The 24,932-nt window shown below is 66.3% G+C and carries 21 protein-coding genes; 9 read left to right on the top strand and 12 right to left on the bottom strand.

Going from position 1 to position 24,932, the window contains the following annotated elements; all coding sequences use genetic code 11:
• Positions 1–122 precede the first annotated feature (122 nt).
• The 4 genes from ACOYYX_RS00980 to ACOYYX_RS00965 form a co-directional block, all read right to left on the bottom strand.
• Entirely contained in the window at positions 123–1,928 is a 1,806-nt protein-coding gene (locus tag ACOYYX_RS00980; protein WP_422928067.1) for a pyrrolo-quinoline quinone, read from the bottom strand.
• 365 nt (positions 1,929–2,293) lie between these two features.
• On the bottom strand, positions 2,294–2,707 hold the full coding sequence (locus ACOYYX_RS00975; RefSeq protein ID WP_422928066.1) for an RrF2 family transcriptional regulator: 414 nt from the start codon (positions 2,705–2,707) through the stop codon (positions 2,294–2,296).
• A gap of 182 nt (positions 2,708–2,889) precedes the next feature.
• Positions 2,890–3,996: a DUF1559 domain-containing protein gene (locus ACOYYX_RS00970; RefSeq protein ID WP_422928065.1), complete on the bottom strand. Its 1,107-nt coding sequence runs from the start codon at positions 3,994–3,996 to the stop codon at positions 2,890–2,892.
• 69 nt (positions 3,997–4,065) lie between these two features.
• Positions 4,066–4,542 (bottom strand): carboxypeptidase-like regulatory domain-containing protein, encoded by a 477-nt coding sequence (locus ACOYYX_RS00965; protein ID WP_422928064.1) that lies wholly within the window; start codon positions 4,540–4,542, stop codon positions 4,066–4,068.
• A 668-nt stretch (positions 4,543–5,210) separates the two neighbouring features.
• Between ACOYYX_RS00965 and ACOYYX_RS00960 the strand changes: the two genes are divergently transcribed.
• Both ACOYYX_RS00960 and ACOYYX_RS00955 read left to right on the top strand, forming a co-directional pair.
• Positions 5,211–6,131: a cation diffusion facilitator family transporter gene (locus tag ACOYYX_RS00960; RefSeq protein WP_422928063.1), complete on the top strand. Its 921-nt coding sequence runs from the start codon at positions 5,211–5,213 to the stop codon at positions 6,129–6,131.
• A 209-nt stretch (positions 6,132–6,340) separates the two neighbouring features.
• On the top strand, positions 6,341–7,762 hold the full coding sequence (locus tag ACOYYX_RS00955) for an RNA polymerase sigma factor (RefSeq protein WP_422928062.1): 1,422 nt from the start codon (positions 6,341–6,343) through the stop codon (positions 7,760–7,762).
• A gap of 49 nt (positions 7,763–7,811) precedes the next feature.
• Here ACOYYX_RS00955 and ACOYYX_RS00950 read toward each other — a convergent pair whose 3' ends face one another.
• The 7 genes from ACOYYX_RS00950 to ACOYYX_RS00920 form a co-directional block, all read right to left on the bottom strand.
• Entirely contained in the window at positions 7,812–8,912 is a 1,101-nt protein-coding gene (locus ACOYYX_RS00950; protein WP_422928061.1) for an RNA ligase (ATP), read from the bottom strand.
• A gap of 162 nt (positions 8,913–9,074) precedes the next feature.
• On the bottom strand, positions 9,075–10,181 hold the full coding sequence (locus ACOYYX_RS00945; protein WP_422928060.1) for a S41 family peptidase: 1,107 nt from the start codon (positions 10,179–10,181) through the stop codon (positions 9,075–9,077).
• Positions 10,182–10,204: 23 nt separating this feature from the next.
• Positions 10,205–10,387 (bottom strand): hypothetical protein, encoded by a 183-nt coding sequence (locus tag ACOYYX_RS00940; RefSeq protein ID WP_422928059.1) that lies wholly within the window; start codon positions 10,385–10,387, stop codon positions 10,205–10,207.
• 13 nt (positions 10,388–10,400) lie between these two features.
• Entirely contained in the window at positions 10,401–10,913 is a 513-nt protein-coding gene (locus ACOYYX_RS00935) for a serine hydrolase domain-containing protein (protein WP_422928058.1), read from the bottom strand.
• Between the two features lie 113 nt (positions 10,914–11,026).
• On the bottom strand, positions 11,027–12,676 hold the full coding sequence (locus ACOYYX_RS00930) for a M56 family metallopeptidase (protein ID WP_422931574.1): 1,650 nt from the start codon (positions 12,674–12,676) through the stop codon (positions 11,027–11,029).
• A 342-nt stretch (positions 12,677–13,018) separates the two neighbouring features.
• Positions 13,019–13,417 (bottom strand): BlaI/MecI/CopY family transcriptional regulator, encoded by a 399-nt coding sequence (locus ACOYYX_RS00925; protein WP_422928057.1) that lies wholly within the window; start codon positions 13,415–13,417, stop codon positions 13,019–13,021.
• A 151-nt stretch (positions 13,418–13,568) separates the two neighbouring features.
• On the bottom strand, positions 13,569–14,636 hold the full coding sequence (locus tag ACOYYX_RS00920) for an SDR family oxidoreductase (protein WP_422928056.1): 1,068 nt from the start codon (positions 14,634–14,636) through the stop codon (positions 13,569–13,571).
• Between the two features lie 383 nt (positions 14,637–15,019).
• On the opposite strand from ACOYYX_RS00920, the gene ACOYYX_RS00915 reads away from it, so the two are divergent.
• From ACOYYX_RS00915 to ACOYYX_RS00895, 5 genes are all read left to right on the top strand, one after another.
• On the top strand, positions 15,020–16,306 hold the full coding sequence (locus ACOYYX_RS00915; protein WP_422928055.1) for an AAA family ATPase: 1,287 nt from the start codon (positions 15,020–15,022) through the stop codon (positions 16,304–16,306).
• Positions 16,307–16,314: 8 nt separating this feature from the next.
• Entirely contained in the window at positions 16,315–16,767 is a 453-nt protein-coding gene (locus tag ACOYYX_RS00910) for a hypothetical protein (protein ID WP_422928054.1), read from the top strand.
• Between the two features lie 137 nt (positions 16,768–16,904).
• Complete coding sequence (locus ACOYYX_RS00905; protein WP_422928053.1) at positions 16,905–18,107, top strand: hypothetical protein; 1,203 nt, start codon at positions 16,905–16,907, stop codon at positions 18,105–18,107.
• A gap of 234 nt (positions 18,108–18,341) precedes the next feature.
• Positions 18,342–19,589, top strand: coding sequence for an aldo/keto reductase (locus tag ACOYYX_RS00900; RefSeq protein WP_422928052.1), 1,248 nt, complete (start codon positions 18,342–18,344; stop codon positions 19,587–19,589).
• A gap of 882 nt (positions 19,590–20,471) precedes the next feature.
• On the top strand, positions 20,472–21,122 hold the full coding sequence (locus tag ACOYYX_RS00895; RefSeq protein WP_422928051.1) for a DUF2306 domain-containing protein: 651 nt from the start codon (positions 20,472–20,474) through the stop codon (positions 21,120–21,122).
• A 39-nt stretch (positions 21,123–21,161) separates the two neighbouring features.
• Here the strand turns inward: ACOYYX_RS00895 and ACOYYX_RS00890 are convergent, their stop codons facing one another.
• On the bottom strand, positions 21,162–22,346 hold the full coding sequence (locus ACOYYX_RS00890) for a cupin domain-containing protein (protein WP_422928050.1): 1,185 nt from the start codon (positions 22,344–22,346) through the stop codon (positions 21,162–21,164).
• 394 nt (positions 22,347–22,740) lie between these two features.
• Here ACOYYX_RS00890 and ACOYYX_RS00885 point away from each other — a divergent pair, with 394 nt between their 5' ends.
• Both ACOYYX_RS00885 and ACOYYX_RS00880 read left to right on the top strand, forming a co-directional pair.
• Positions 22,741–23,994 carry a DUF4832 domain-containing protein gene (locus tag ACOYYX_RS00885; protein ID WP_422928049.1) on the top strand — a complete coding sequence of 418 codons (1,254 nt, stop codon included), beginning with the start codon at positions 22,741–22,743 and terminating at the stop codon, positions 23,992–23,994.
• A 218-nt stretch (positions 23,995–24,212) separates the two neighbouring features.
• The gene (locus tag ACOYYX_RS00880) at positions 24,213–24,818 is read left to right on the top strand and encodes an ECF-type sigma factor (protein WP_422928048.1); all 606 of its coding nucleotides are present in this window, start codon (positions 24,213–24,215) and stop codon (positions 24,816–24,818) included.
• Positions 24,819–24,932 lie beyond the last annotated feature (114 nt).

Genomic DNA, 24,932 nt, shown 5'->3' with positions numbered 1-24,932 from the left:
CGTAATATCGACCACTTCGGTAGGATTGCCGCCTCCGTGATCCGCGCACAAGGATGCTTGGGTGTCCCTTGAGGGTTGCTCGCAAGCAACCTGGATCTCGCCTCTCGCGAAAGGGCGACGGCTCAGCGGAGGCGATGCCGCACGGGGAGATGCAGCGGGTGCCGCACGGGGATGGGCCTGATCCTGGGGAGCCTGGGGGTGCGGAGGCGGACCGACCTGGCGGATGGCGACGCGACGGGGCCGGGGTTGAGCTCACCGAAGATGGTGAGGCCCCCTTGCGTCCCGACGAAGACCTTGCCCCCGGCGACGGTCGGCACGGCGAAGGTGGTGCCGGGAGCCAGGCGGTCGCGGGTCCCGGCCATGTTGCTGTTGTAGAGCTCCTGGCCCAGGTTCGCCGCGTTGTAGGCGTGCAGGACGGCCGGGCTCCCCTTCTCCAACGTCCAGACGATGCCGTTGGCCGAGCCGCTGGCCGAGACGCTCGGCGTCGCCCCCGGGTAGGAGTAACTAGTCCCGGAGACGCTCGTCGGGACGAAGTTGATGACGCCGTTGCTCAGGTTGAATGCCTGGAGCGGGCGCCCGGGGGAGCCGTAATAGAGCGTGTTGTTGTAATAGGCCGGCGTGCCGAAGGAGCCGAGCCACTCGCCGTCGCCGGCGTTGATCACGCCCAGGAACCGCTCGGACGTGCTCTGGACGGCCCGGTTCATCGTCGGGTCGAACTGCCCGAGGTTGTTGCGGTTGATGAGATAGATCGCCCCTTCCTTCCCCGCGCCAACGAGCAGGGGGACGTTGCCCCCGGCCGTGCCGGGCAGCACGACCACCCCGCCCGAGCCGAGGTCCTCGTCCTTATCCGCGAGGTACGCCTGGTCGTAGGGGGTGAAGTAGTCGGCGACCTGGAGCCCGGTCGTCAGCTTGAGGATGCTGTCGCCGTATTCGAGGCCCCCCTGGTCGACGTCGAACGGGCCGTTGCCGGTCGCCAGGAAGATGCTCGAGCCGTCCGAGGCGGGGGCGCCGCCGGCCATCCAGATCCCCCCCTGGAGCGAGTTGGGGGTCGTGTTGAAGACCGCGACCTGTTGCAGGCTCGCGGCGTTATACCCGAGCAGCCAGCCGTGATACGGGAGCTGGAGGTTGAACGAGGTGAAGCCCACGTAGACCACCCCGTTGAGCAGGAGCAGGCCCGAGCGCTGGAGCTGCTTCTGGGGATGGAACGTGATCGAGTTCGAGCCTTCGCCGAGGCCGGGCACCGTCGCCTGGATCGTCACCGGCGCCCCGAACTTCTCCGCCCCCGTCGTGATATCCAGCGCGTTGAGCTGCTGGATGATCTGGGAGGATCCGCCCGAGGTCACCTTCAAGAGGTCGACGACGTAGAGCGTCCCCGAGTTCGGGTCGATGACGGGGGTCCCCACGATCCCGAGCTTGTCGAAGCTGTTGCCGACCCCGAGGTCCGCGCCGGTGGCGGTCGTCACGCCGGCCGCGGGGTTCAGGAAGCTCGTGCGCCAGACCAGGGCGGTGCTCGGGTTCGTGCTGTCCGCGTCGAACGCGTAGACGCTGTCGTTGGTCGTCGCCACGAACACGAGGTTCAGGTAGCGATTGCCGACCCGCACGTTCTGCTCGTAGAGCGGCTGGGCGTAGACCGCGCCATCGAGGGGGTAGTTGGCGACGACCCCGAAGCTCGTCGGGTTGACGTTGCTGGGGGCGAGGATCGTCTCGGCGAGGTTCTGCCCCGTCCTGGCGATGTCGTTGTGATAGGTGAGGACGTCGCCGGCCGCGAGGAGCTGACGCCCTTCGAGCGGCTCGGCCGCCGGGCGGAACGAAATCCGACGCGTCCGCCGGGCACCCTTCGCCTCAACTCGACGCGACGACCCGAACGGCCCCACCATCTGCGCGCCCCTCTCGTTGTTGAGCCCGAGCCACTCGGGATTCCAGGTCAAGCTGCCAGTTTCAAAAAAAAGGGGACGGCAGCCGAGGCACGGCGCGTGCCTCGGTCCGTCCGCCTGTCGGCCATATCAAGGGGGTGCGAGTCTCACAGGGAGGGGGCCGTTGTTAGGGTTTGTTATCGGCAAATGGACGATAGGCCTTTCTTATTTTGCCCAAATTCTCGATCCCAATCATTTTTGACAGATCACACATATTATGCATCACGCACAGAAACTCACTCGTCAGGAGAACCGGGCCTATCGACCCGAGAGACGAAGCGACCCGAGCCCGGCAACCCACCACTGGGCTGCCGGGCTCGGGTCGTGTTCTCGTTCGTGGGACTCTTGGCCTGGAGATCGAAGAGAGAAGGGCGAGGGTTTTAGATGACCCATTCGTGGGGGGCGGAGCGTTCGGCGAGCTGGGCCATGGAGGTCTGATCGAGGACGGTGCGTTCGGCGGCGCGGAGGTGCTCGAGGACGGAGGCGAGCACCTGCGAGGCAAGCCCCTGCGGCTCGTCGCGGGGCGGATCTTGCGGGCCTTCGATGGCGCTGAGGACTTCGCCCAGGGAGATCGACTCGGCGGGCCTGGCGAGGCGATAGCCCCCGGCGGCGCCCCGGGTGCTGAAGACCAGGCCGGCGGCTTTCAGTTGGAGGAGGATCTGAGCCAGGTAGTTTTCGGGGATGTGATAACCTTCGGCGATCACCCGAGCCCGGATCGGCGGGTCTTCCTGACGGTGCCTGGCCAGGGCGATGATCGCGAGACAAGCGTATTCCACTTTCGCGGAGAACTTCATAACCACGTTCTCGACGTTCCGGGATTCGGGGCTGAGGCCGCTCCCGAAGGGGACAACCGCCACGGCGAAGGGGGAGGAAGTCGGGCAGCCCGAGGTCGGATCGACCCCGAGCTTGCGTCCGAGCCGGCGGGAAACGGGCGCCCGGAGGCGCCCGCTCGTTGCATGTCGTGGAGCCGGAGGGATCAGAACGCGTCGGAGGAGATCGTCTCCCCGCCGTTGATGCTCAGGATCCCGCGGAAGGCGGCGAGGTTGACGCTGTCCTTGATGAAGCGGACCGACCCGTCGCCGAAGAGGGCGTTGACGCCCCCCTTGTGGAACGAGAAGGGCTCTTCGTTCGCACCACCCTGGAGGCCCGCCGAGGGGGAACCCCAGGCCGGCCAGGCGGACTGCTCGTGGACGGCCGTGATGGGGGCCTTGTTGTTCGGCTGGCCCGAGGTGCCGAAGGCGTTCCCCGGATCCGCCCAGCGCCAGTAGCGGTGGGCCACGTTCGTCGCGCCGCCGCCGGGGGCGGGGCCGGAACCGCGGACGACCGGGTAGAGGCTCTCGGAGAACTGGCTGCAATACGTCTCGTCGCGGCCGGCGCACTCGATGATCGCGATGGTGTTGCTCGTGCCGTCGACGATCTCGGCGATGGTGGTCTTGCCGTCCTTCAGCAGGCCCTTGGCGGCCGCGTTCTTATTGCGATAGGGGACGACCGGGGTCGCGCCGACGCCGCCCGTGGTGGGCACGCCGTTGACGACGTTGATGTCGGTGTAGACCGACGGGGCGTAGTCCATGTAGCCGTAACCGGCACTCTGGGTCTTCTCATAGGGCGACGCGTTGGGGTCGCTCTGGGCCGTGTCGCGGGTGCCCGTGCGGGCCGACGACGGGCAGATGAAGACGCTGACGACCGCCGAGGCGCCCGTGAAATTGCCGCCGCTCGCGTCGTTGTACTCGTAGTTGAAGTTCAACGCGTTGTACAGGGCGCCGCCCTCGATGTTCGTCAGCAGGCGGGCCAGGGCGCTGAAGCCGGTGTCGGGGAACATCACGGCGGGGGTCGGCGTGGCCGTCAGGTTGATCGACTTGCAGGCGGGCGGGAAGGCGCCGTTGGAGCTCTCGTAGTTGTGCATCGCCAGGCCCATCTGCTTCAGGTTGTTGGTGCACTGGGCGCGGCGGGCGGCCTCTCGGGCCGCCTGGACGGCCGGCAGCAGCAGGGCGATCAACACGGCGATGATCGCGATCACCACCAGCAGCTCGATCAGGGTGAAGCCGCCACTTCGCGGACGCGTCATCTTCCTCAGCGATCTCATCGAGACATCCTTTTTCCAGAGCGTCTTGAAATCAAACGAATGATGGATAGCGAGAACCGAACGGCCGGCTCACTTGGCCTTCAGCCGGAACGGCTCCAACTGGTTGGGCCCCGAGGCGATCGTCACCCGGAGATCCGAGCTGTCCTCGTCGAGGTATTTCGAGGCGAACGGCAGCTTGACGGCCGCTTGCCGCTTCGAATGCGAGGTGGGGGTCGGGGAGGCAACCGGCTCGATCCTGACCTTATACGCGCCAGCCGGGGCCCCTTCCCCCGCACTGCCGGTGGTCAGGCTGAACGTGCCATCGCTGGCGATCTTCCCCGTGGACGAGGACATGGCGTCCTCGCGGATGAAGTAGATCTGCCCGCCGTCGAGGGGCTTGCCGCTGGGGAGCAAGACCTTGCCCTTAACCTCGTAGACGCTGCCGATCGAGGAGGCGCTGGAACTGCCGCATCCGACGACCCCGGCCAGGGCCAGGCAGCCGAGCCAGGGCAGCCGACGGAGAACGGCCTTATCCCGCACCTTGGACACCAGTTGGATCAACTTCATCGTCGTCCTCGCAATCCTCATCGACTTGGAACCGGGTCACGCCTTCCCTGGAGCCCCGCCATCCATCGGACTGGAAGCGGGGCCACGCCTCACGGGCCCAGGAAGTATCTTGCTCAACCACCCAAGACTGCTTGGACGGTTGTGAGCATTGCCCTAACTGACCCACGGCTAACAATACGTTTTCTGACAAACGAAGTCAAGAATATCGTCGGTCGATTTGACTGGCTTAGTCGAGATTTAATTCGGGTCGGGGACCGGGAATCTCGGCCGGACATGAGACTCCATCGTTTTTCCCTGCAAATGGCCCGATTTCGGGGTGGGGCGAACTCCGGATTCATTTCGACCAATCAAGTGCGGATTGGGGACGGAAACCTGGTCCATTCGCCGCGTCGCGGGTTAGATCAGGTTTGAGGGGGGACTCTCAGGCTCGGCGACGGGGTGAAACCAAGTAAGTTTAGCGAGAAGTGTAACAATAATTTCATTCCAGTGAATCGAGCATAATTTCGTGCAGCGCATTGCCGATCGGCCCGGGGGAGCGAGAGAAAGTGCCCTGCATCACGCGCACAAATTCCCGAATCTCGAAAGGAAGCCGCCGCCGGGCCGCTGGAAAGGCTCCTTGACCAGAATGCGGTTTCAACCCGGGCGGGGCCTTCGATATCATGGGCCGAATGAGCTCGACATCTGAGTTGTACCGGCGGAGCCGACAGGCGGCGATGTGGGGACTCGCCCTGGGGCTGGGCCTCGGCCTGGCGAAGTTCCTGGGGGGGTTCTTCGGGCATTCGCTGGCCCTGCTCTCCGACGCGGTCCATTCGCTCATCGATGCGGCGATCTCGGGGGGCCTGGTCGCCACCCTGGCGATGGCGGAGCGCCCGGCCGATCGCGAGCATCCGTACGGCCACGGCCGGCTCGAGGCCGTCGCCGGCGCGGCGATGGCCCTGGTCCTGCTCGCGCTGGCGGCCATGATCGCCCGCGAGACGATCCTCACCTTCTTCGTGAAGGCCCCGACCCCTCACGGCTTCGCGATCGCGATCGCCGTCGTGGGGGCCATGTTCCAGGAGGCCTTCTTCCAGCACTCGAAGCGGGTCGCGAAAGAAACCGGCTCCTCGGTGCTGATGGCGTCGGCCTGGGACATGCGGCTCGACGCCCTCGGCGGGCTCGCCGTCGTCGCCGGCCTCGTGGTGGCGCGCTGGGGCGGCCCCCGATGGTTCTGGGCCGACCACGCCGCGGCCCTGGTCATCGCCGCGACGGTCTTCTGGATCGGCGGCGGCCTGCTGCTCGACAAGATCCACGACCTGATGGACCACCAGGCCTCGCCCGAGTTGCTCGACTCGGTCCGCGAGGCCGCCCTGTCCGTGGACGGGGTCGAGGCCGTCGAGACGCTCCGCATCCGCAAGGCGGGCCTCGAGTACCTGGTCGACATCCACATCGAGGTCGATGCCGAGCTCAGCGTCGCCGTCGGGCACGACATCGCCCACGCGACGAAGGACCGGGTCAAGAGCCACGTCCTTGCCATCCGGGACGTCCTCGTCCATGTCGAGCCCGACCGGTCGGCTCGCCGGGCCGAGCTGAGCGGCCAACGACCGGCCTGAGCGGCCCCACGCCCTGCCCCAGGTCTTCGACCTGATCCCGCCAGGGACGAGCCTTGCCGCCGGGCTCCTCCGGGCCGACGCTTCGGCCTCGATCTTCGGACGAATCGCACCGGCTCGCGGAAAAAAGATGTAGGAAACGCCGAGGCAGCCCCCTTCTACTTTGGCGAAGGGAAGGTTGACCCGGTTTGTCTTTCGGGAGGTCGGGCCGAATGACGATGACCCGCTCGGCGGCGTATCTCCGCGGCATCGAACGGATCTTCGGGGCGGGGACGGACGCGGGGGTTGGCGACGCCCAGCTCCTCGACCGCTTCGTCGCGCATCGCGACCCCTCGGCCTTCGAGGTCCTGGTCAACCGTCACGGACCGCTCGTGCTGGCCGTCTGCCGGGGGGTGCTCGGCGACCGCGGGGACGTCGACGACGCCTTCCAGGCCACGTTCCTGGTCCTGGTCACCCGGGCCCATCGGTTGTCGGTGCGGAAGTCGCTCGGCAGTTGGCTCTATCGGGTTGCCCTGCGGATCGCCCTCCACGCCAGGGCCGACGCCCGGCGCCGGAGGCTCCTCGAGCAACGAGCCGGCGAGCTCCGGCGGGCCGAGCCGGAAAGCCTGGGCGAACTCGAATGCGCCCGGGACCTGCGGGCGATCCTGTTCGAGGAGGTCGACCGCCTCCCCGAGCGTTATCGGGCGCCGGTGGTCCTCTGCCACTTCCGCGGCCTCTCGCTGGGAGAGGCGGCCTTGTCGCTGGGATGCCCTTCGGGGACGGTCAGCGGGCGCCTGACCCGAGCCCGGCAGATGCTCCGCTCGCGCCTAATCCGCCGGGGCGTCACGCTCGGCGCCGCCCTGCCCGCCTCGGCGCTGGCCGAGGCCTCCGCCATCGTCCCCTGTCGGCTCGAGGCGACGACGATCGGGCTGGCCCTCGAAATCGCGTCAGAGACGTCGGCACGATCCGGGATCGTCCCGGCCTCCGTGGCCTTCCTGATGAAAGGAGCGACGAAGTCCATGATCTTGACTCAGGCCAAACTCGTTGGGGCCGCGGTGATGGTCCTCGCGTTCGTCTGCATCGGAGCCGTGGAAGGCCGGCGCGTGGCGCTCTCCGCCGCGCCGCCCGAAGCGGCGTCGGCTGATAAAACATCCGACCCCTCCGAACAAGGAGCGATGGTCGTCGACCGCGCGAGTGCCTCGGGGTGGGCCGGTGGCAAGCACACGGTCAAGGTCGACGCCGTCAAGCATTGCGTCTACCTGCCCAGGGTCGGGTTCAAGCCGGGGAATCGCCCGAGGGACGGGGCCGTCCGCCTCGACCTCGAGCGCGGCAAGTTCTACAAGGTCGAGGTCTCGGGCGAGGCCTTCATGAGCCACCACCTTGGGAACAACGCCGACCCATTCCCTGGCGTCGTGCTCTACTACGGCGAGGACGCCGAGGACGGCTATGCCGCCCGCCAGAAGATCCTGGCGCCCGGGCAGTCGGTCACCTTCCGCACCCCCTGGGTCATCGAGCCCAAGGACGAGGTCTTCCTGCTCGCCTTCTTCCTCAGCGACTGGACCAGGGAAGACCACCGGGGCGGATACACCTTGACAATCACCGAGGCCGAAGGGGGTCGCTTCGACCCCATACCCATACTCCGACAGAGACGTTGAGATACGGATCGTCCCCGAGGCCCTGGCCTCGGGGACGATCCGGACCGCGTCAGTGCTCCTCCGTCCCCCCCTTGCGGGCGAGGTAGTCGGCCGAGATCGACTTGAGGATCACCCGGCCCTTGCCCCCGAAGGAGGCGTCGAACCGCTCCTTGACGGGCGTGATGACGCATCCCTCGCGCCCCTTGAACTTGCCGGCGTCGTCGGGGCTGCACATCGTCGTCGAGCCGTAAGACTCGGCCTCGACCACCTCCCACGAGAAGGGCCCCCGATAGAGGATCGGAACGGCCTCGACCCCATGCCGGGCGAGGGCCTCGACCTTCACGTCATGATCCACATACCGACCGTCGACGGTGATGTCGAAGCACCGGAACCGCTTCTCGCCCGACGCGAGCCCGTAGGCCATATCCTGCACGCCGCTGCCGTACAACTCGCCGAAGACGATGACGCTCTTCTCGCCGCCGCTGAGGTCCCTGAGCAAACCTTCCAACGCCTCGTTCATCGGCCTCCAGAAGTCCGAGACCCTCCCCTTGGCGTCGACCTGCCTGCGTCTCATGTCCCTCGAACCCGCCATGAGCTCGAAGGCTGGAGTTTCATCGTCGCTCAACACCCGCACCAGGCCGAGCCGGCAGTTTTTGCCGTGGAGCTTCTCGGTGATGACGACCTCCTCGCCGGGGCTGAAGACGTCGGGGAAGTTGCGGATGTTCTCGATGTCGGTGTAGAGGTGGAACGCCGGGACCGGCGGCAGCGATTCCCCGTCGGTCGGCCTCACCGGCGGCTCGAACTTGGTGACGCCGTAGTGATCCTTGACGTCGAGCCCGACCTCCCACGACGGATCGACCTCATGGTCGATCGTGCCGTAGCTCGGCTCCCCCCGCAATCTCGCGGCGCGGACCCTCAGGCCCGGCTTACGGCTGCCGTCGATCTCGGAGGGGAGCGGGCTCAGATACTTCGTGATCCCCAGGCGATCGGCAAGCTCCGGCGGCAGCACGCTATCGGGCGGGAAATAGACCACCCGATCGCCAGGCTTGAGCCCCAGGGCCTTCTGCACGATGACCTGCCATCCCTTGACCGTGATGAATTCCAGGGCGTCGGCATTGGGATGAGGATGGACCGACTTGACCTCGCAAACCTCGACAACCAGCGTGCTCATGGCTCACCCTCCTTTTTCCGCCAAACGCGTGCTGACTTCTCGCATTCGTTCGATACAGCGAGGAAGAGACGCCGGGATCTGGTCCGAGGTTCGGACCAATCATGTTGGTGAGCGATGATCGGCGAGTCCGCGGATTTCACCGACCTGACCGCTAACTCGTCGCTATTTCGCCATCTTCAGCACCTCCAGCTCCTTCTCCTTCGCGGCGATGACCTGCTTCAGGCCATCGGCGACTTTCGGCTGCTCGGCGTACTTCTCGAGCAACTTCCTGAGCGCCAGCAGATGCGCGGTGTGGAGGGCGGCCTCGGCCGAGACAGCCACGTCGGGCTTCACGCCGGCCCCTTCGTGGTCGCTCTTCGTGACCGGATTGATGCTCCGGCAGAACGGGATGCTCGCGCTGAAGTGGTCATTGATTCGATAGATCGTCGTCCCGTGGGCTCCGCCGCCGGTCGTCTCGCCGACGATCGTCGCCCGCTTCAACGCCTGCATATCGTACGCGAGCCCCTCGGGCGCCGAGAAAGTCCTACGGCTCGTGAGGATATACAGATCCTTGCTCGCGAACTTCTCCGCGCCCGCGACGGGGTAGCTCCAGACCTGCTGCGTCGAGCCGTCCGCGCGGTTGAAGAAGTCGGTCATGTGGGTGGGCTGCGCGAAGAAGTAGCTGCAAAGCAGCGTCCCCCCCGACTGCCCGCCGCCGTTCTGCCGAAGGTCGAGGATGATCGCCTCGCTGTTGGCCAGGAACGACATCGCCCCTGCCGCTGTCTCGGTGATCCACTCGGCCGGATAGAAGCCGTCCACGCGGAGGAGCCCGATCCCCCCTTCGAGCATCTCGACCTTCCTGAATTCGTAGTTCCGCCTCCTCCCCGCCTCGCGGAACTCGGCGACCTCCTTCGGATCCGGCGTCTTCTCGGAGTCATAAGGAATCCCTTTGGCGAAGAACTGGACCTCGAGATGCTTGTCCTTGCAGACCTCGCGCAGGTCGTGCGTTAGGGTCTTCGCGAGGGCCTGGCAGGTCGCGAGGTTGTCATATTCCCCCCTCGCCTGCCGGACGTGGATCGCCTTCCCCATCTGCTCCGCCACATCAGGGAGGACGTAGACCTTGCGTACCTTCTCGGTCACCCCGTCGATGACTGCGGTGCGCTCGCTCGCGTCGATGGCCCGGTCGGGCTCCTCGGCCCGGGCTTCGGGCATCGCAGGCAGGATCAGCAAAGCCCCGAAGAGGAGGCCTCTTAGCAGCTTCGATCCGAAAAACATTTGAGCTTCCAGCATTTTTGGATTCCTTAAAGTCAAGATCAACGCCCGGCCGCCTTCCGCGTCGTCCTGAGGTCGTCGAGTGCCCGGGTGATCCGGGCGCCAAGGTCCCCGCCGTTGCCCGAGTTGAACCACCAGGTCATCGCGTTCCAGAGGTACGCATAGGCCTGATCCGGGTTGTCCTGGCCGAGATGCACGCCCAGCCACAACGCGGCCTCCTGCACTCGTGCGTCGTCCTCATAGCCCTTGAGCGTGGCCAGGCGTCGGCGCGCCTCGGATGCCCCGAGGCCTCCTCCTGGAACCGGATGGCCGAGCGGTGTGGCCCAGGACGTGACGCAGGCGATACTCCGAGTTGATCCGCATCGGGAAGAACGACGGGTACCAGTAGTCGATCATGCGGTCGTCGAGGCTGATGAGACCCCCGTCGACCATCTGCATGATCATCGTCGCGGTGAACGTCTTCGTCACCGACGCGAGCCAGAAAATATGATCGACGGTTGCTTGTATTTCAGTTTCGACGTCCGCATATCCGTGCTCGACGCGATGGATGATCTTCCCGTCCTGGGCGACGGCGACGACCATGCCCGGCAATTCGAGGAGTCTGGCCAGTGCACGGACCTCGTCGTCGAACGCCCGCTCTTGATCGGCCCGGCTCGTCAGCCTCTCGTCCGCCTCGACCCTGGCCGTCGCCCCGACGAAGAGGCTTGTGAGGAGGAAGCAAATCCACGCACGTTGCCGTCGCAATGGCATGCTCTGCTCATCCTTTCAGATCAAAATTTGGGCGCGCACGAGCGGCGCGGCCCTTCCAGAAAGGGTCGAAAAGCCCTGGCTACCGACTCGAGAAGGTGACGTGCGTGCCCGTGTTACGGGTCGAGCTCGATGACGGAGTCGCCAGACGCCGAGGTCAGCGTGATCGAAGGGCCGCCCGTCCCTCGCGACAGCAGTTCCGAGACGCGGCCATCCTTCCGGGACGAGATGCGGGCCGCGGCGCCGCCAATCAGGCCGATGGGGCGGGCGCCCGAATACTGGAGCTTGAAGCCGGAGGGCTGGACGATCCGGCAGAGGCCGGTGCCGGTGGACAGAGAGACTCGCCCCGAAGTCGCCCGCGACAGCTCGACGTCACCGCTCCCGGCATGGACGATCGCATCGGCGTCGAGCCCGGAGAGGAGGATGTCGCCGAACTCGGATTTCGCGTCGATCGGACCCCGCACATCGTCGAGCCTGATGACCCCATGTCGCGTCGACAGCCTCAGCGGCCCCGCGATCGCGCGGCCTTCGAGCGGCCCTACCGCATTGTCGATCGCCATGCGGGCACCGGGCGGGACGGAGACGCGGAGGTCGAACTCGACGGCCGGCACCGACTCGCCCCGGTCCTTCGCGATCCTGACCTCATTATCGAGGTATCGCACCGGGTCGAGCCCGGCGGTCTTCGTCTCCCCGTCCACGGCGTAACGGATCGTCGCGTACTTGTCCGTCGGGAAGGAGAGGCCCCAGCGCGACTCGTCGCGATCGGCGGGCACCTCGACCCAGCGGATGCTCTCGATCAATTGCCTCGCCTCGTCCTCCGGCAGGTCGCCCACCCTGACGAACGCCTCGACCTCGACCGTCGGCCTCGAGCCATGCACGATCTCGACGCGGCCGGCAAGGTTCTCAATGCGGAGCGACCTCTCATCGTTCGCCAGGAAAGATTTGACGAGTCGTCGCGTCTCTATGGCTTCTTCACCACTTCGAGCTATTAACACATCTTGTCCAACAGCCTGCGATGCAGTCAGTTGCGGCAGGGCGACAACACCCCAGCACACCAACGCCAGCATGATGGTTGCCGAACGGGCGAGGCCAGAGATCCGCGTCACCGTCGAGCGTTCCTCGTCGAGGATCCCCCGGACCCGGGCCTCGAGCGACCAGTGCCTTGGCCATAACGTGGTGACACCGCGAGCCGACGATCCGGGTCGCCCCATAGCGACGGCCAGCAGTGCCCCGCAATACTCGGGGCGATCGACCAGCCCAATCGCATGGTTATCACAAACCTCCTCACGTACGCGATCCAGCGCCCGGTTGAATAGGTGTATCAACGGGTGGAACCAGAGGACACTGGCGAGCAACTCCTGGAGCAGCACCACGCGATGATCGCGCCTCGCGAGGTGGGCGACCTCATGGCAGAGGATCGCCGTCAGCTCGACGCGCCCGAGCCGCCCGGCCCATCCCGTCGGCAGCAGCACGATATCGCCAAGCACACCCGCGGCGACGGGTGAGGAGACCTCCGCGCTTTCCAGCAGTCGAGCCATTTGTCGTAGCTGAACGTGATCTCGAATCGTCTCGAGTAAGGCCAACACCGCGCCGTCCTCGACGGGCCGCGCCCGTAGCGCAATCCGGCGCACTCGCAGAAGCGAAAGTAGAAGACCGACGACTCGCAATCCGGCCACGACCACAATCGCCAGGATCACGGCACGAGACAGGTATCGAGCACCGCGCAGCCGCTTCTCGTCAGGTCGACCATCGAGAGGCCCTTGCATCTCGTGACGAGCACCGCCTTCGATCATGCGATGTTCATGGTGAGCGGGTTCCGGCTCAAGCGAAGGCAAGGGCCTTTCGCGAACCGCGAGATTGCCAGATGCAAGCAAGGCGATCGGCACCGTCATCGAAGGTAAAGGCAAAGACCGCACAAGAATCATCGCCGCGGGGACGAAAGACGCCGCGACGAGTCCGGCGACGAGGAACGCATGCCGGAGCGCCGCGTCTCGCTTCGTCCAGAGGTGCGACAGTGAGAGGGCGGCGGCCAGAACGAGGCTCACTCGCGTCAAAACATCGACAAGAACCACCAACTCAAGTCCGGACAGCGTCGGCAGCATCGTCGTCTACCCCCGTCGGCCAGCCCCCTTGTCCTTCGCCTGCTTGATGAGGGCCTCGATCCGAGTCGCCTCCTCCTCCGACAATCCGCGATAGTCCAGCAGGGCGGTCATCAGCCGCTCGGGAGAGCCGCCGCAGACGGTGTCGATCAGCTCGATCACCTTCTGCCCCGTTGAGGCCCCGCGCGGCACGGCCGCCGCGTAGAAGAAGGTCCGGCCCACCACGCGATGCGTCAGCCAGCCCTTGGCCTCCATGCGCTCGAGCATCGTGCGCACCGTCTCCCTCGCCAGCTCGCGCCCCTCGGCCAGCATCTGCCGGACCTCGACGGCGGCGACCTCCCCCTGCTCCCAGACGATCTCCATGATCTCCTGCTGGGCCGGCGATAAGGGCTCGTCTGGCAACTTCACGGCGATCCTCCCTTGGCTATGGACGATAGCCATCATGGCTATGCCGTGTCACCATGTCAAGCCTCTGCAATTTTAGAACCTTTCGAAATGACCGCGGCGAGGGCCAAGGGGTATGCTCCCCCCTGCCCTCGCCACCACATTCACTCAGCCCTCAGAAGGTGGGGATGATCCGGTCTTTCTGGAGTGTGGCGAAGAGGTCGAAGAAGGAGTCGGGGGTCGACTGGTAGTCGAGGAAGCCGGCCTTGCGGCTCTTGGTCATGTCGGTGACGCACTCGATCTCGCGCCCGAGGTCGGCGTCGGTATGCCACCAGGAGGCGAGCCGGGTCACGTCCCTCTCGGCGAGTTGGTGCTTGGCGGCGATCGAGGCCCAGGTCGGCGCAATGCCGGCCATCCTCGGCTCGAGGGGCGAGGCGTGGCCCGGGTAAGGAGCCGGTTCGAGTCCGAAATAGGCGGCGAGCCTGGGCCAGAGCCAGTTCCAGCGGAAGACGTCGCCGTTGACGATGTTGAAGGCCTGGTCCTTGCCGGCGGGCGAGGTCGAGGCCCATTCCAGGTGCCTCGCCAGGATGCGGGCGTCGGTGATGTCGGTGAGCGCCTCCCACTGCGCGGGAGAGCCGGGGAAGACGAACGGCTGGCCGGTCTCGCGGCAGATCGTGGCATAAACGGCGAGCGTCACCCCCATGTTCATGGCATTGCCGAGGGCGTAGCCGATGATCGTGTGGGGCCGATGCACGCTCCAGGAGAAGCCCTGGGCCCCGGCGGCCTTGTAGACCTCGTCCTCCTGCGCGTAGTAGAAGTTCTCGACGGGCAGGCGCGGTTGTTCCTCGCGGAAAGGAGTTGCGGGCTTCTGCCTGGCGTACGACTCGAACGGCCCGAGGTAATGCTTCAGGCCGGTCACGAGCGCGACGTGGCCCAGGCTGGCGGCCGGGCGCAGGTCGTCGAGCAGGTTGCGGACCATCGCCCCGTTCACCGCGCAGTTCTCGGCCTCGGTCGCCTGGCGGAGCCAGGTGGTGATGAAGACGTGGGTCGGGTCGATCTCGGCGAGCTTGCCGCGGAAGGTCTCGGGCTTGAGCAAGTCGGCCGTGACGGGCGTCACACCCGGCATGTCGCCCGAGGGCCTCCGGGCCAGGCCATACACCTCCCAGCCCCGGCTTGCGAGGAGACTCGCGAGATTGTTGCCGACGATGCCGGTGACCCCGGCGATCAAAGCGCGTTGCGTCATGTCAGGTGCTCCTTTCGCTCCTGCCAGGAACGTTAGGAAGCCCCTCGCGCCAGGTCCAGAAGGCACGCGCGAGAAACCTAGGCACCATTTGGTGTCCGTCCCCTCGCCCCATCTCCTTCAACCGCAACCGGCATGAGGGTCCGGACGCCGTCGCCAACTCGCAAACGGCGGGTTCGAGGGGTAGAGTGATTCCGTACGGGAACCCGAACCACGGCCGCGTGTCTATCCATCGACGGGGGGAAGACCTCCGTTCGTGTCGATTTCGAAGAGATCCGCCGGGTGGCCGGGTTCCCTTCGTCCTGGCGGCGTCGAGGATTCTCCCTGGGCTTGGTTAGGAATAACTGACCGGCCCATCCGCTCAACATCGCGAGAGACCGACTTGCATGGACACCTTTGATTTCCTGAGCTCCTCGCTCGCGCTGCCGGGCGACGCGATCGCCTACTCGGTCAGCAGGAGGCTCGCCCCCCACTTCCCCGATCGGGCGGTGCTCGAGGGGATGCTCAGCTACTGCGACATCGAGGCCTACGCCGCGGCCGGGCTCTGCCGCCTCGAGCCGAGGGGAGATGTCCACAACCAGCTCTCGGCCGCGTGGGATGAGAATTGCGGAGTCTCGAAGTCGGCCAGGAATGCCTGGTTCCGGATCGCCTGGCGCGACCAGATCCTCGAGGCCCTGATCCTGACCTGGAGCACGGGTTTCCACGAGCAGAAGCACCTCTGGATCATCGCCGACGACGAGGCCACCGCCGAGGCCTTCTTCTCCGAGTGCAGCGCCTGGAACGCCGAGATCCGCGACGAGGTCCTCGTCTTCGACGGCGGATGCTGGAGCAAGAGCGGCGAGCTCTTCCACTCCATCAAGAACGCCACGCTCGAGAACCTCGTGCTGTCCGGGACCCTCAAGGAAGAGATCCGCGACGACCTCTCCCGGTTCTTCGCCACGAGGGCGACGTACGAGCAGCACGGCGTCCCCTGGAAGCGCGGGGTCCTGTTCGTCGGCCCCCCCGGCAACGGCAAGACCCACGCCATCAAGGCCCTGATCAACGCGCTCAAGATGCCCTGCCTCTACGTGAAGAGCTTCCAGGCCGACCACGCCACCGAGCACGACTGCATCCGCCAGGTCTTCGCCAGGACGAGGAGGTCGGCCCCCTGCATCCTCGTGCTCGAGGACCTCGACTCGCTCATCAACGCCGGCAACCGCTCCTTCTTCCTGAACGAGCTCGACGGATTCGCCGATAACACGGGGATCCTCGCCCTGGCGACGACGAACCACCCCGAGCGGCTCGACCCGGCGATCCTCGACCGGCCGAGCCGGTTCGACCGCAAGTACCACTTCGACCTCCCCGGCCCCGACGAGCGCCTGGCCTACGTCCGCCTCTGGTCGGCCGAGTTGGGCGAGGCGCTCCGGCCCACCGAAGAAGGGCTGGCCGAGGTGGTCATCCAGACCGAGGGGTTCTCATTCGCTTACCTCAAGGAACTCTTCCTCTCGTCGATGATGCGCTGGATCTCGTCGCCTGGGGACCTCGCCATGGACGCGATCTTGCTCGAGCAATCGGCCTCGCTTCTGGAACAGATGGCCAGCGCGCCCCCCGAGCCCTCGGCCGAAGAAGCCGCGGCGGGCCCTCCGATCCCCCCCTGGATGCGGCACATGCCCCGCAGGTTCCGCCGCCCATGACCCGAACCATGATCCATGCATTTCTGCGAAGCATCGCCGCGATCGCGCTGGGCCTCGGCGCCGGCGTGATCGCGGTCGGGCTCATCGAGGCGGCCTCGGTCCGGCTCTACCCCCTGCCCCCGGGGATCGACTGGGAGGATCCGCTGGCCGTGCAGAAGGCACTGGCGGCGATCCCCCTCGGGGCCCTGCTGCTCGTCCTCTTGGCCTGGGCCCTCGGGTCGTTCGTCGCGGGCTGGGTGTCGGCCAGGGTCGCGAAGGGCGCCCCCCGGGCATACGCGACGGGGTTCGGGTTCCTCTTCCTCGCCTTCGCGATCGTCAACCTGGTGACGATCCCTCATCCCGTATGGTTCGCGGCCGTGGCCGTCGTCCTCCCGCTCCCCGCCGCGTACCTCGGCGCCTTCCTCACCATGAGGAGGCGTCCGGTCGCCGCGATCCCTTCGCTGACCGATTCCTCCGATTAGGCCGACGGGGCAAACTCTCGATGTTTGGCCCGGCAGTTGCTTGATTGTCGTGCATGTCTCCTCCGAGTACGGAGGGAGTGGAAAGCAACAAGCTTGAACTCGCGGAAATCGATTTCAAAATGATGGGAGACGTTGCCATGGTCGTCTCGCGATGGCGATGGGTGACCTTGGGCACCCTGCTTCTGAGCACGGGGGCGTTCGGTCCCGGTCCCCTGGCGAGGGCACAGGACCCCTTGCCGTTGGAAGGGCCGGCGAAGGAGGACTCCACGCCTCCTCCGCCACCGAAGCCCGCGTCGGAACTGGTGAAGACCAAGGAGGCCGAGGCGGCCCAGGAGACGCCCGCCGCCAATGGCTCCGTCCACGAGGCGCTCCGGGAAAACCAGGCCCGAGCCGACCAGCGTCGCTATGCGAAGGCCCCGCCGGCCCCCAACGCCGAGCGTCCCGGCGTCGATAAGCCGGACCCCCGCGCGATCTGGGTCCCCGGCTACTGGGCCTGGGACGTCGACCGCGACGACTTCTCGTGGGTGGGCGGGACCTGGAGCATCCCCCCTCGCGGCACGATCTGGGTCGGCGGCCGCTGGCTCCGTGACGCCGACGGCTGGTATCGGACCCCGGGCTTCTGGAGCCGTCGCAAGGTGGCCGACCTCCGCCCGGCCGTCGCCGTGGCGGCAACCGTCCCGGCTGACCCGGCACTCGAACGCGACTGGCGCAGGCTCGGCCCCCCGGCCGATCGCCCCGAGGATGACCTCGGCGTCGCGCCCAGCCCCGACTCGTTCCTCGTGAACGGCCACTACACGCCCGCCGGCGATCGCCTGGTCTGGACCCCCGGCTTCTGGGCCAAGGCCCGACCCGGCTGGGACTGGAGCCCCGCCCGATGGGTCCGCCGCGCCGACGGCTGGGCCTTCCGCAAGGGGCACTGGGTCCGCGACCCCGAGGCGGTGAACCACCAGGTCGCCCGCCCCGCGAACTCGGATCTCCCGCCGGCCATCGTCGACTCCGAGCCGGCCAGGACCAACGCCGACGAGCCGACCCCGGCCGATGTCGAGGCCGAGCGCCGCGCCTCGCTCCCCAGGAATGAGAGCGACCGCGACCTGATCGGCGAGGAAGAGGCCGCCCTCCGCGACGGCGACCCCAATGCCGCGCCGAGCCAGGGTACGGCTCCGGTCGTCGTCACGCCGGTAGTCCCGTACCGTCCGGGTGCCCCCGTCGTCTACGGCTACTCGGGCCGCCCTTACCGGATGATCCGCCCGCCGGGCTCGATCTATGGGCCTAACGGCGTGGTCGTCCCCGACGCGGTCCCCCCGTTCGTCCAGGGGATCCTGGATCGGGTCCTCCCCTGAGCCTGAAGACAAGAAACGGATCGCCCGAGGGGCCTCGCGGTCTTGGCATTAGACCGCGAGGCCCCTCGTCGTTTCGAACCGGATTATGCCAAGGCGGAGGCGACTCTGGGCGTCGAATGACGGCTTCCATGGTCCTAGACCATTGAACGAAGTGCTACGGCGCGGGTAATAATGGAGACCATGTGAAAGCTGTCGGTGGATCAAGTGCTCCCCCCCTTTGAGGAGTTAAGAGCGATGGCCCACGAAGAGAAGATTTGCGCGGATCGCCGGACCTTCCTCCAAGCCGGGGCCCTTGCCACGGCGGCAGCCCTCGGCACCCAGGGCGGCAGCGAGGCCCAGGCGGCCCCGGCCGCCAAGACGTCGGTCCTCCCCAAGCGGAAGCTCGGCCGCACCGGCCTCGAGATCACGCTGCTCGAGATGGGTACGGGTGCCCTCCGCGAACGCGGCGTGCTCGACCGCCTGATCCGCCTTTCTTACGAGAACGGCGTCCGGACCTTCGACACGGCCAAGGCTTACGGCACCGAGCCCGGCTTCAAGAAGTGGTTCGAGCAGTCGCCCGAGGTCCGCAAGGAGATCGTCCTCGTCACCAAGGACAACCCTCGCGCCCCCAAAGACCTCATCAAGATGCTCGACACCCGGCTCGAGGCCCTCTCGACCGACTACGTCGACCTCTTCTTCATCCACGGCCTGGGCGACGACCACAGCCTGGATGATGCCATGAACTTCGTGAAGGGCCCCGAGATCAAGGAGATCGCCGAGACGATCCGCAAGTCGGGCAAGGCCAAGTTCATCGGCTTCTCGACCCACCACCGCAACCGCGCCCAGATCATCAAGGCGGCGGCGGAAGGGGGCGTCATCGACGCCATCATGCTCCAGTACACCCCCTGGCTCGAGAAGGACTCGGAGCTGAACAAGGCCCTCGACCTCGCCTGGAAGAAGGAGATCGGCCTGATCTCCATGAAGCAGGTCGCCGGCCAGTTCCCCGAAAAGCCCAAGATCAACATCCTCGAGGAAGTCGTCCGCCGGACGCCGATGCTCAAGGAGAAGGGCCTGACCCCCTACCAGGGCCTCCTCCAGGCGATCTGGACCGACGAGCGCATCAGCGGCTCGTGCGTCTCGATCAAGACGACCGACCAGCTCCGAGAGAACGCCGAGGCCGCCCGCCGCTTCGAGCCGATGAAGGCCGCCGAGATCGAGCAGCTCCGCGACGCCGCCCTCGCCTTCGGCCCGACCCTCTGCGCCGACTGCGACGGCCGCTGCTCCACCGCCGCCGGCACCACGGCCGAACTCGGCAACCTGACCCGGTTCCTCACCTACCACGAGCACCACGGCATCCGCAGCGAGGCCCGTCGCCAGTACGCCGCCCTCTCCCCCGAGGCTCGCGACTGGACCGGCGCCGACCTCGAGGCCGCCCGGGCCGCCTGCCCCAACCGCCTCAACTTCGCCGAGCTGCTCCCCGAGGTCGAGAAGCACCTCGCCTGACACGAAATCTTTGACAACGCGGGAGTTCCGTCGTTCATCGAACTCGGGACTCTCGCTTCAGACTCGATCAAGACGGCCGCCCGGCCTGGGATCTTATCCCTCGCCTGGCGGCCGTTTCCGTTTGGGGCGGAGACTCGCCCGCACGAGATGGGATTATGAACGTCCTGGCGCAATTTCAATGCGCACAGCTAGAGCGTCCTTCACAATCGGACTGTCCACAAAAAATCCGAAATACTTTCTCAATCCGTGTGACGATTTGCCGCGAGTTGGAAGGTTGACTATTGAAGGGGCCAATCGAGTGTCGGAATAGTCCACTTTGGAAGCCTTCTTCGCCGTCGCAGATGAGATTAGAGCCGGAGGACGAGCTCCGGTGCAGTGCAGTGAGTGTCAGAGTCAGTTGCGCGGAAATGTGTGTTTGCTTGGTGTGGCCAGCCGGGGAAGAGACCGGCTGGCGAGGTGAGGCGGTTCAGTGGCGGGGATTCGACGTTGATTCCTCGCAACTTGGACGCTAGTCCACCTTTGGCTCGGTGCTCAATCGTACGCGACGCTGCGGGGATTGGGCATCGAGCCGCACCTTTGGCCAGTAAGGCATCCCCACCTTCTCTCCTCTCCTATCTTTCTTCCCTCGCCTAGACTGCCGAACATTCAGCCCGTGCGATTCCAACCTGGGGTCGCCATAGGCGTAACTTTGCGCCCACCCCGAGATCATTCCCTCGATTCCTCCCGACCCGAGTTGCGGGAGAAGGCGGCCGCATTGAGAATCGAAGAAGGCAAAATCCGTCCGCGGGCGACTTCGGCCCGGAGCGGACACAGCACGCCCATCGCGATCGTCAGGATGATCCGCCCTCTATGCGCCCAGACCGTCGCAAACTCCCGGAGCGCATGCTGGCCCCTCTGGCAGGGCTGCTGATCCTCAAGGTGACGTTCAGCGTCGTCTCCAATTACACGAACTATCTCCCGCCCAACTTCTCGTCCGATTTCCTTCGAGGACGGGAATCCCATTTCTGGGGGCCCTATCGCTGGGCCTTCTACGCGCACATCATCTCCGGGCCCATCTCGCTGGTCCTGGGGTTGTTCCTGGTCGGCGAGCGGGCCCGCCTCCGTTTCCCGAACTGGCATCGGTATCTCGGCCGCGTGCAGGTCGCGAATGTCCTGCTGCTCGTGACGCCGAGCGGCCTCTGGATGGCCTATTACGCCGCGGCAGGGCCTGTCGCGGCGGTGTCTCTGGCAACACTGGCCATCGCCACCGCGAGCTGTGCCGCGATGGGCCTGGCCACGGCGCTAAAGCGGCGCTTCGCGAGCCATCGCCGCTGGATGTGGCGATGCTACCTCCTGCTCTGTTCGGCCGTCGTGCTGAGGATGATGGGAGGCTTGGCGACGGTCCTGGGCACGACCGCCATGTGGGTCGATCCCCTGATGACCTGGATGTGCTGGCTCCTGCCCCTCGCGGCCTTCGAGCTGCGCGAGCGGAGTTGGCCCGGCGCCGGCGCCTTCAAACGAGGACGCTCGCGGGCCGCGGCCGGACGAGCGTGAAGGCTCGTCCGGCCGCGACGGGCTTTGACCCGTTCGAGATTACTCCGCGTGGCCCGACTTCGGGGCGCCCTTGCCCGGGGCGATGAACACGCGTTGATGGGGGAACGGCTCGAACGATGAGGCCGGGGCGCCGAAGTTGGCGGCGAGGAGGTCGGTCGGGTTCGACGCGAGCCAGGCCGAGGCGTCGATGGCCTCGTACACGCCGTTGTTGAAGCCGACGAGGACCTTCAGCGGGGTGCTGCCGGTGTTCTCGATGTAGTGCCCGAAACCTCGCGGGATGTAGCCGGCGTCGCCCACGCTGAACTCCTCGATCCGCGAACGGCCGTGCGAGCCGAAGATGCCCACGCGCCCGCTCCCCTCGATCCAGTATTGCCACTCGTCGGCGTTCGGGTGCCAGTGCAGCTCGCGGAGCGCCCCCGGCTCGAGCTCGAGGACGACGCCGGTGATGCCGACCGAGACCGGGAACTCCTTGACGCTGACCCTGCGCTCCTGGCCGCCGTTGAACTTGCGCGGCTCCTGGGCCATTAACGGATACTTGTGCGTATTCGCGGGGGTGCGTTGCGCCCCCATCAGCGGCAGGTTCTGAGTCGCGGGAGGCACGGCCCCCTGGGGGATGAACACCTCGGTTTTCGGATATTTGGCGAAGGTCGAGGCGGGGACACCGAAGTTCTTGGCGAGGACCTCGGGGGGCGTCTGGGCGAACCAGTCGCTGGCGCCGAAGGTGCCGAACTCGGAGAAGTGGCCGTCGTCGAAGATCAGGATGAAGTGGGCCTCGCCCGGCCCCATGCCCTGCAGGGCGTGGCCGTGGCCCCGGGGGAAGTACCAGACGTCCCCCGCCTCGAAGTCGTTCGTCTCCGACGAGCCGTCGGGGCTGAAGACCGTGGTGCGGACCCGCCCCTTGAGCATGAACGCCCACTCGGCGGCCTTGGCGTGCCAGTGCAATTCGCGGACACCCCCCGGCTTGAGCCTCATCGAGACGCCCGCGAGCCCCTCGGAGATCGGCAATTGCTTGACCGTCGCCTCCCGCGAGAATCCCCCCTCGGTGTGCCGGCCCTTCTCCGTCTCCATCGCGTAACGGAAGGTCGGGATCGGCTCCGACTCCGCTCCGTGCCCGGCCTTCTCCTTCTCGCCGTAGTCGTCGGCCCTGGCCGCCGCGTCCGCCCCGACCACCCCCGCCGCGAGGGCCGCTGCGCCCAGGAAATTCCGCCTCGAGTATTCCGACATGTCTGCCTCCCTCCTTCGGTTCCGATGCACGCCACGAGCGGGACGACCCCAGCCGCGTCGACCCGACCGACTGCACCATGAACTCTACGGGAGCATCCTGAAGCCAAGGTAAGCCGCCGATGAATTTGGCTTCATCGTCCTCGACGGCCGATATTGAATATCGATATCTTCATATCATCACACAGTCTTTTTTGACGCGGATTCACTTTTCTCCGCGTATCACTTTGAATTTGGCCCGGAGACCGGATGGTGACCTGCAACATCACGCCCCCCACACGGGGACGCCGCGTTGTTGGCATGGCCAGGTGGCCGCGGTACGGTGGTTGGACGCCCGGGGCGATTCGATGTCGGGACTTGCCGGGTTCGAGGCCTTCGCGAAAGGATCGGGATGACGATGGTGCGGCGAAGCTCCCTGCGGGGAATCATGGGACTCTGGATCGGCCTGGCGGCGGCGACGACGGCCCTCGCGGACGACCTCAAGCCGATCCCCCTGAAATCGAGGATCACCTCGGTCCAGCCCATGACGGGGATCGTCCTCTGGACGACCAACGGCGCGGTTGACACGTCCCCGGTCCAGCTCGAATTCAGCTACATCCGCTACGACCAAATCGTGCGCGAGAAGGGGAAATACGACTGGTCGAAGCTCGAGAAGATCCTGGACGGCGTCAAGAGCCGCAAGCACCAGGCGGTCATCCGCTTCCACGACACGTACGTCGGCCAGACGAGCGGCGTCCCCGACTACATCAGGAAGCTGCCCGACTACCGAGGGGTCGTCGCCCTCAGCGAGAAGAAGAAGACCGGATTCCCCGACTGGTCGCACCCCGAGCTGCGCCGTTTCCTGCTGGAATTCGTCGACCGCTTCGCCGAGAAGTACGACGAAGATCCCCGCCTGGCCTTCCTGGAAGTCGGCTTCGGCCTCTGGTCCGAGTACCACATCTATGACGGGCCCATGAAGCTCGGCCAGACCTTCCCCTCCCTCGAATTTCAGGTCGAGTTCGCCGAGCGGCTCAATACCAGGCTCCATCGGACCCCTTGGATGGTCTCGGTCGACGCGGCGTCCGAGTGGTCGCCTTTCGCCTCGAATAAGAAGGTCCTGGCGCTCCCGTTCGGGGAGTTCGACGACTCGTTCAACCACGCCAGGCACGGCGAGGTGAACGAGCCGAACTGGAATGCGCTGGGGCGAGACCGCTGGAAGGTCGGGCCCGCGGGGGGCGAGTTCAGCTTCTACGAGCCGAAGGACCAGAGCCAGGCGCTCGCGCCGAAGGGGCCCCACGGGACCTCGTTCGAGGATCACGCCGCGAAGTTCCACATCACGTTCATGATCGGCGACGCCCAGCCGCAGCACCAGAAGCCCGAGCGGATCCGGGAGGCGAGCCAGGCCTGCGGCTACCGATTCCAGGCCACCGAGTTCAAGGCGTCGGCGAGCCGCTCGGTTGCGACGTTCCGGAACGCGGGGATCGCCCCGATCTATCATGATGCGTACCCTGCCGTGAATGGGGTCCGTGCGAAAGAATCCCTCAAGGGGCTGCTCCCGGGGGAATCGCGGACCTTCCAGGTCGCGGCCGGGGGCGCAACCCCGATGCTGACGATCGAGTCCGATCGCCTGGTCCCGGGCCAGCGCATCGAATTCGAGGCCGACTTGCCTTGACCCATACATTCAAGTGACGGCAAACGCGGAGGCGGTTGGTATAATCTCAGGAAAAAGTTGTGAACGCGTCCCCGATTGAAGCCGTCTACATGTCGGGACGCGATTCCAGTCCGAGAATTCCGGCCCGACTGGCCGGAAGTGCCGACGGATTCCGATAGCAAAATCAAGGCACCTTCGCTGGGAGAGGGTGCGAGGCTGACCGACGGGAGCCCACTCCGATGGACGACGCCGCACAGACACTCGCGGCCCTCGAGCGAGGCGACGCACGAGCGGCCGAGCAACTCTTCCCCCTCGTCTACGACGAACTTCGCAGGCTGGCCGCGTATCGGCTCGCCCAGGAACGACCCGGCCAGACGCTCCAGGCGACCGCCCTGGTGAATGAGGCCTATCTCCGGCTCGTCGGGCCGAAGGACGACCGCCGCTGGGACGGCCGCGCGCACTTCTTCGCGGCCGCCGCCGAGGCGATGCGCAGGATTTTGGTCGAGAACGCCCGCCGCAAGGGGCGGCAGAAGCACGGCGGCGGTTGCAAGCGTGTGCATGAAGACATCGACGCCCTCGGCGCGGTTGGGGTGCCCGAAGACATACTGTCGCTGCACGAGGCCCTCGACCGATTCTCGCTCCACGACCCGGTGAAGGCCAAGCTCGTCGAGCTCCGCTTCTTCGGCGGCCTGACCCTGGCCGAGGCGGCCGAATGCCTGGGCGTCTCCCCGTCGACGGCCGACCGCGCCTGGCGCTACGCCCGCGCCTGGCTCTACGACGCCATGGCCGATTCCGACGCGAAATCCGATGGCGAGGCATCCCGAGAAAATTCGGAACCCGCCTGACGCCTCACCGCCCCCCGAGTCGCATGAGGGGGATGTCGAGTCCGGACGATCCTCGCCGACAAGGCGACGGATCCATGCAAGGCTCGTCATTCTTCGACGATTCATGCATCCGGG

The organism is Singulisphaera chitinilytica (assembly GCF_049331405.1).
Taxonomy (GTDB): domain Bacteria; phylum Planctomycetota; class Planctomycetia; order Isosphaerales; family Isosphaeraceae; genus PoT.
The sequence above is the reverse complement of the archived record's forward strand: the minus strand, read 5'-3'. Positions and strand labels throughout refer to the sequence as shown.